This is a genomic window from Rhodococcus sp. NPDC060086, assembly GCF_042730275.1.
Classification (GTDB): domain Bacteria; phylum Actinomycetota; class Actinomycetes; order Mycobacteriales; family Mycobacteriaceae; genus Rhodococcus.
On sequence record NZ_JBHWWZ010000018.1, the window covers coordinates 89092 to 96138 of the forward strand.

Annotated in this window: 5 protein-coding genes; 1 reads left to right on the forward strand and 4 read right to left on the reverse strand. The window is 66.4% G+C overall.

Annotated elements, in window-relative coordinates; all coding sequences use genetic code 11:
* Window positions 1-17 precede the first annotated feature (17 nt).
* The 4 genes from guaA to guaB form a co-directional block, all read right to left on the reverse strand.
* Complete coding sequence (guaA, locus tag ACFWB0_RS13030; RefSeq protein ID WP_378490851.1) at window positions 18-1589, reverse strand: glutamine-hydrolyzing GMP synthase; 1572 nt, start codon at window positions 1587-1589, stop codon at window positions 18-20.
* Window positions 1590-1668: 79 nt separating this feature from the next.
* On the reverse strand, window positions 1669-3396 hold the full coding sequence (locus tag ACFWB0_RS13035) for an FAD-dependent oxidoreductase (RefSeq protein ID WP_378490852.1): 1728 nt from the start codon (window positions 3394-3396) through the stop codon (window positions 1669-1671).
* A gap of 200 nt (window positions 3397-3596) precedes the next feature.
* Complete coding sequence (locus tag ACFWB0_RS13040; RefSeq protein ID WP_378490853.1) at window positions 3597-4736, reverse strand: GuaB3 family IMP dehydrogenase-related protein; 1140 nt, start codon at window positions 4734-4736, stop codon at window positions 3597-3599.
* 71 nt (window positions 4737-4807) lie between these two features.
* Window positions 4808-6331: an IMP dehydrogenase gene (gene guaB / locus ACFWB0_RS13045; protein WP_378490854.1), complete on the reverse strand. Its 1524-nt coding sequence runs from the start codon at window positions 6329-6331 to the stop codon at window positions 4808-4810.
* A 261-nt stretch (window positions 6332-6592) separates the two neighbouring features.
* Between guaB and ACFWB0_RS13050 the strand changes: the two genes are divergently transcribed.
* Window positions 6593-7003 (forward strand): DUF5319 domain-containing protein, encoded by a 411-nt coding sequence (locus ACFWB0_RS13050; RefSeq protein ID WP_378490855.1) that lies wholly within the window; start codon window positions 6593-6595, stop codon window positions 7001-7003.
* Window positions 7004-7047 lie beyond the last annotated feature (44 nt).

A 7047-nucleotide genomic window follows, 5' to 3' on the forward strand; every position in this document is an offset into this window, starting at 1 on the left:
CGACACGGATCGTGTCGTCACTCCCACTCGATGGTTCCCGGCGGCTTGCTCGTCACGTCGAGCACCACGCGGTTGACGTCGGCCACCTCGTTGGTGATGCGCGTGGAGATCCGTTCGAGGGTCTCGTAGGGCAGGCGCGTCCAGTCGGCGGTCATCGCGTCCTCACTGGACACCGGACGCAGCACGATCGGATGACCGTAGGTGCGGCCGTCGCCCTGAACACCGACGCTGCGCACGTCGGCGAGCAGCACCACCGGGCACTGCCAGATCTGACCGTCCAGACCGGCGGAGGTCAGTTCCTCACGCGCGATCGAATCGGCGTGCCGCAGGATCTCGAGACGGTCGCGGGTGACTTCACCGATGATGCGGATACCGAGGCCGGGACCGGGGAATGGCTGACGGCCCACGATCTCCTCGGGCAGTCCCAACTGACGGCCGACCGCGCGCACCTCGTCCTTGAAGAGCAGGCGCAGCGGCTCGACGAGCGCGAACTTGAGGTCTTCGGGGAGCCCGCCGACGTTGTGGTGGCTCTTGATGTTCGCGGTCCCGGATCCGCCGCCGGATTCGACGACGTCGGGGTACAGAGTGCCCTGCACCAGGAACTCGACCTTCTCGCCCTTCGATGCGCCCTCGCCGAGAACCTCGGACACTGCGCCTTCGAAGCTGCGGATGAACTCGCGACCGATGATCTTGCGCTTGGTCTCGGGGTCGGTGACGCCGGACAGTTCGCGCAGGAACGTCTCCGATGCGTCGACGGTGATGAGGCGGGCCCCGGTGGCCGCGACGAAGTCCTTCTCGACCTGCTGCCGTTCACCTTCGCGCATGAGTCCGTGGTCGACGAACACGCACGTCAGCCGGTCGCCGATGGCGCGCTGCACCAGCGCGGCCGCGACCGCGGAATCGACACCACCGGACAGTCCGCAGATCGCGCGGCCGTCGCCGACCTGCTCGCGCACCTGCTCGATGAGCGAGTCCGCGATGTTGGCGGCGGTCCACGCGCCGGGGATGCCCGCGATCTCGTGCAGGAACCGGCTCAGGACCTGCTGTCCGTGCGGCGAATGCAGCACCTCGGGGTGGTACTGGACACCGGCGAGGCGGCGCGCGCGGTCCTCGAACGCGGCGACGGGTGCGCCTGCGCTGGTGGCGGTCACCTCGAATCCTTCGGGTGCGACGGTCACGCCGTCACCGTGGCTCATCCACACCGGCTGTGTCGCGGGCAGACCGTCGTGCAACACACCGCCGGACACCGACAGGTCGGTGCGGCCGTACTCGCGGGCTCCGGTGTGCGCGACCGTTCCTCCGAGGGCATTCGCCATGGCCTGGAAGCCGTAGCAGATTCCGAACACCGGAATGTCCAGGTCGAACAGTTTCGGGTCGAGTTCCGGGGCGCCGTCCTCGTACACGCTCGAAGGGCCGCCGGACAGGATCACCGCGAGGGGTTCCTTGGCCGCGATCTCTTCGACGCTCGTGGTGTGCGGAACAACTTCCGAATAGACCTTGGCCTCGCGCACGCGTCGTGCGATCAGCTGTGCGTACTGGGCTCCGAAGTCGACGACGAGTACGGGCCGGGACTGCTGGGTTTGCGACACTCGAACAGTCTAAGCGGCCGCGCCCGGACATCCGGACGCGGCCGCTCAGGTCCCGCGTAGATCACATATGTCGTGGCGCTCAGGCCACTCCCGCTCCACCGGTGATCTCGACGATCGGCAGAGACAGCGCGCCGGGAGCGCCCTCCGGCACGACGGGACTGTTCGGCGTGATCGGTTGTACCCGGCCGTACGGCTCACCCTGTGCAGGGCGCAGGTCCTGTTCACCTTTGTTCGGCCACAGCGCAGCGGCACGCTCGGCCTGCGCCGCGATGGTCAGTGAAGGATTGACGCCGAGGTTCGCCGAGACGGCGGCGCCGTCGACCACGCTCAGGGTCGGGTAGCCGTACACCCGGTGGTACGGATCGATGACGCCGTGCTCCGGGTCGGTTCCGATGACTGCACCTCCGAGGAAGTGCGCGGTGAGCGGGATATTGAAGATCTCGCCCCAGGTACCGCCGGCGATACCGTCGATCTTCTCTGCGATCCGACGCGTCGCCTCGTTTCCGGCCGGGATCCACGTCGGGTTCGGCTCCCCGTGGCCCTGCTTACTGGTGACCTTGCGGCGACCGAACACACCCTTCTTGGTGTAGGTGGTGATGGAGTTGTCCAGGTTCTGCATCACCAGAGCGATGATGGTCCGCTCGCTCCAATCCTTCACCGACAACATCCGCAGCATCTTGGCGGGATTCTTAGCGACCTGTCCGAGGAACTTCACCCAACGGGGTACCGGGCCGCCGCCGTCGGTCATCAGTGTCTGCAGCAGTCCCATGGCGTTGGAACCCTTGCCGTACCGGACGGGTTCGATGTGGGTGTCCGAGGTGGGGTGGAACGACGAGGTGATCGCGACACCTTCGGTCAGATCCATCTCGGGATCGACCTTCAGTTTGCCCGCGCCGACGATGGACTCGGAATTCGTGCGGGTGAGTTCACCGACGCGGTCGGACAGCTCGGGCAGGGCCCCGGTGTCCTTGAGGTGGTGCAGCAGGTGCTGGGTGCCCCAGGTCCCGGCGGCCAGCACGACATGTGACGCGGTGAAGTCCCGTCGGGACTTGCGCACCAGCGCGCCGGTGCGTTCGGTGCGCACCGTCCAGGTGCCGTCCGGGCTTTCGCGCAGATCGGTCACGGTGGTCATGGGGAGGATGTCCGCACCCGCGCGCTCGGCGAGCCCGAGGTAGTTCTTGATCAGGGTGTTCTTCGCTCCGTGGCGGCACCCGGTCATGCATTCGCCGCATTCGATGCAGCCGGCACGGTCCGGGCCTGCGCCGCCGAAGTACGGGTCCGGGACGGTTCTACCGGGTTCACCGAAGTACACCCCCACCGGCGTCTGGATGAACGTGTCGCCGACGCCCATGTCGTCGGCAACTTCCTTGATGACCTTGTCGGCAGCGGTCATGCGGTGATACTGCACCACGCCGAGCATGCGTCGCGCCTGGTCGTAGAACGGACTCAGTTCGTCGTGCCAGTCGGTGATGTCCGCCCACTGCTGATCCTGGAAGAACGCGGCCGGCGGCTTGTACAGCGTGTTGGCGTAGTTGAGCGAGCCACCCCCGACGCCCGCTCCCGCGAGGATCAGGCAGTCACGGAGGAGATGGACCCTCTGAATGCCGAAGCATCCGAGCTTCGGCGCCCAGAGGAAGCGTTTCAGATCCCAGCTGGTCTTGGCGAAGTCCGCGTCGGCGAATCGACGACCGGCTTCGAGAATGCCGACCTTGTATCCCTTCTCGACCAGCCGCAACGCGGTCACACTGCCACCGAAACCCGACCCGACGATCAGTACGTCGTAGTCCACGACCCGTTGTTCACCCATTGGAGCACCTCCGCCGAACCTGCGTTGTTACCGGCCAGTATGCACCGCCGCCGGTGACCATGCACACAAGGGCCATCTTAGCCGTTACTGCGGGTGTCATAAATTGTAGGTCGCTCCATACGACAGTGGCCGAATGTCACATTCGCGCACTTCAACGCACACAATGTCACATTCGGCCACCACACAGCAGCGGAATCAGATCAGGCGCGCACCGACAACCCGACCTTCTGGAACTCCTTGAGATCCGAGTAACCCGACTTCGCCATCGCCCGTCGCAGACCACCGACGAAGTTGAGCGATCCGTACGGGTCGTCGGACGGTCCGGTCAGGACACGCTCGAGGCTCGGCCGCTCATCGTAGGCAACCTGGAGCGCAGCGCCACGCGGAAGCGACGGATGCGCGGCGGCGGACGGCCAGTACCATCCCTGGCCCGGGGCCTCGGCCGCGATCGCGAGTGGCGCGCCCAACACCGCAGCGTCGGCACCGCACGCGATCGCCTTCGCGAGGTCGCCGGAGGTCTCGATGTCGCCGTCGGCAATGACGTGGACGTAACGTCCCCCGGTCTCGTCCAGGTAGTCGCGACGAGCTGCAGCAGCATCCGCGATCGCGGTGGCCATGGGCACCCCGATCCCGAGCGACGCGCTGGTGGTCGTCGCGCCGTGCGTCGACCCGAAACCGACGATGACACCGGCGGCACCCGTGCGCATCAGATGCAGCGCCGTGCGGTGATCGCTCACCCCACCCGCCACGACCGGCACATCGAGTTCGGAGATGAATGTCTTCAGGTTGAGCGGTTCGCTGTCACCGTGCGCCACGTGTTCCGCGGAAATGATCGTGCCGTGCACGACCAACAGGTCGACGCCTGCTTTGACCAGCTCCGGCGTCAACGCCCGAGCATTCTGCGGGCTCACACGCACCGCGGTGGTGACACCCGCGTCACGGACCTGTGCGACGGCCGCAGCCAGCAGGGCCGGCTGCAGCGGGGCCGCATGCAGCTCCTGCAGGTATGCGATGGCTGCGCTCGGATCGGGATCGCTCTCGGCGATGCCGACGAGACGGGCGATCACGGCCTCGACGTCGGCGTGCCGACCCCACAGCCCCTCACCGTTGATCACACCGAGGCCACCGGCCTTGCCGAGCTCCACGGCGAAGGCCGGCGACACGAGGGCGTCGGTCGGATGCGCGAGCACGGGGATGTCGAAGCGGTAGGCGTCGATCTGCCACGTGGTCGACACCTCTTTCGACGACCGGGTACGACGGGATGGCACGATGTCCACATCGTCCAGCTCGTACGTGCGGCGGGCCGTCCGGCCCATGCCGATTTCAACGAGGTCGCGCACGCGCGCCCCTTTCTCGTGAGAATGCGGTTGTCCCGTCGACCGAGACGGGATCTGCTGCGAACGCGTCGAACCTAGCGGGCGGCGTAGTTCGGCGCCTCGGCAGTGATCGTGATGTCGTGCGGATGGCTCTCCTTGAGTCCCGCAGCGGTGATCTGCACGAACTGGGCGCGTTGCAGTTCCTCGATGGTCGACGCTCCGGTGTAGCCCATGGCTGCACGCAGACCACCGATGAGCTGGTGGGTAACCTGCTGCAGCGGTCCGCGGAACGGCACCCGGCCTTCGATACCTTCCGGGACGAGCTTGTCTTCCGACAGAACGTCGTCCTGGAAGTAGCGGTCCTTGGAATACGACTTGGCCTGGCCACGGGTCTGCATGGCGCCGAGTGAACCCATCCCGCGGTAGCTCTTGAACTGCTTGCCGTTGACGAGAATCAACTCGCCCGGCGATTCGGCTGTCCCGGCGAGAAGCGAGCCCAGCATGGCGGTGGACGCGCCGGCAGCGAGAGCCTTCGCGACGTCGCCCGAGAACTGCAGGCCACCATCGGCGATCACGGGGACGCCGAGCGCCGTCGCGGCAGCGGTGGCTTCGAGGATCGCCGTGATCTGCGGAGCGCCCACACCTGCGATGACACGGGTCGTACAGATCGAGCCCGGCCCGACACCGACCTTGACGGCATCGACACCGGCCTCGATGAGCGCAGTGGCTCCAGCGCGGGTGGCAACGTTTCCGCCGATGATCTGCACGCGGTCACCGACCTCCGCCTTGAGCTTCGAGATCATGGCCAGAACCCCGGCGGAATGCCCGTGGGCGCTGTCGACCACGAGCACGTCGACTCCGGCGTCGGTCAGCGTCATCGCGCGGGTCCAGGCTTCGTCGCCGACACCGACGGCAGCACCGACGAGCAGCCGTCCGTCGCGGTCCTTCGTGGCATGGGGATGCTGCTCGGTCTTGACGAAGTCCTTGACCGTGATCAGGCCGGTGAGCTTGCCCTGCCCGTCGACGATCGGCAGTTTCTCGATCTTGTGGCGGCGCAGAAGGCCGAGTGCGGCCTCCGCCGTCACGCCTTCACTCGCGGTGACGAGCGGTGCCTTGGTCATCACTTCGGCGACCGGACGGTTCTGATCCACCTCGAACCGCATGTCGCGGTTCGTGATGATGCCGACGAGCTGGTTCGCGTCGTCGGTCACCGGCAGTCCCGAGATCCGGAAACGCGCGCACTTCGCGTCGACGTCGGCAAGGGTGTCGGTGGGCTTGCAGGTCACCGGGTCGGTGACCATGCCCGCTTCCGAGCGTTTGACGGTCTCGATCTGCGCTGCCTGCGTCTCGGCAGGCATGTTTCGGTGCAGGACGCCCATGCCACCTGCTCGCGCCATGGCGATGGCCATGCGGGATTCGGTGACCGTGTCCATGGCGGAACTGACCAGCGGGATCCGCAGGCGGATCTCGCGGGTGAGCTGACTCGAGGTGTCGACCCTGTTCGGAACGATGTCCGACGCCGCGGGCAGCAGCAGCACATCGTCGAAGGTCAGACCGAGCATTGCGACCTTGTTCGGGTCGTCACCGCCGGTGTGCACATGCCCTCCGGTACTACTCATGCGGTTCGGACCCTCCGTGGTGATCGATGGGTGCGGACGGACGGACCGTCCGGCAGTGGGATTATGCGAAACAACGGGATTATGTAAAACGACGACGCCACCTCTGGCGAAGCCGTCGACGACCATGGTATCTGTTTGCAACTACGCAACTCGCCGCAACCCGTGCCGGCGTGCTCGAGATCTCTCGAATACGCGCCGTTCATCGGCGTGTCCACGCTGGACGGCTGGCGCGGACCCCCTCGAACTGCGTACCGTGGTGGCGTGCGTGATCAGTTGCCCCCCGGTCTGCCACCGGATCCGTTTGCAGGAGATCCCGACGATCCGTCCGCAGCATTGGACGCGATCGAGCCGGGCCAGCCCCTGGACCCTGCCGAACGGCTCGCGGTCGAAGAAGACCTTGCCGACCTCGCGGTATACGAGGCGTTGCTGGCTCCACGTGGAGTCCGCGGCCTCGTCGTGTGTTGTGAGGATTGCCATCAGGAGCACTACCACGACTGGGACATGCTCCGCGCGAACCTGCTTCAACTGCTCGTCGACGGGACGGTCCGCCCCCACGAGCCCGCCTTCGATCCGGCCCCCGACGCGTACGTCACCTGGGACTACTGTCGCGGCTACGCCGACGCCTCGATGAACGAGGCCCTGCCGGTCGACCCCTACGGACTCGATTCCTGACGACCTGACATCACAGCAACAAGGCCCGGCAGCGTGTGCTGCCG

Coding starts and splice junctions, on each gene's coding strand:
- ACFWB0_RS13035 (WP_378490852.1), bottom strand. CDS start 3,396: ATGGGTGAACAACGGGTCGTGGACTACGACGTACTGATCGTCGGGTCG.
- guaB (WP_378490854.1), bottom strand. CDS start 6,331: ATGAGTAGTACCGGAGGGCATGTGCACACCGGCGGTGACGACCCGAAC.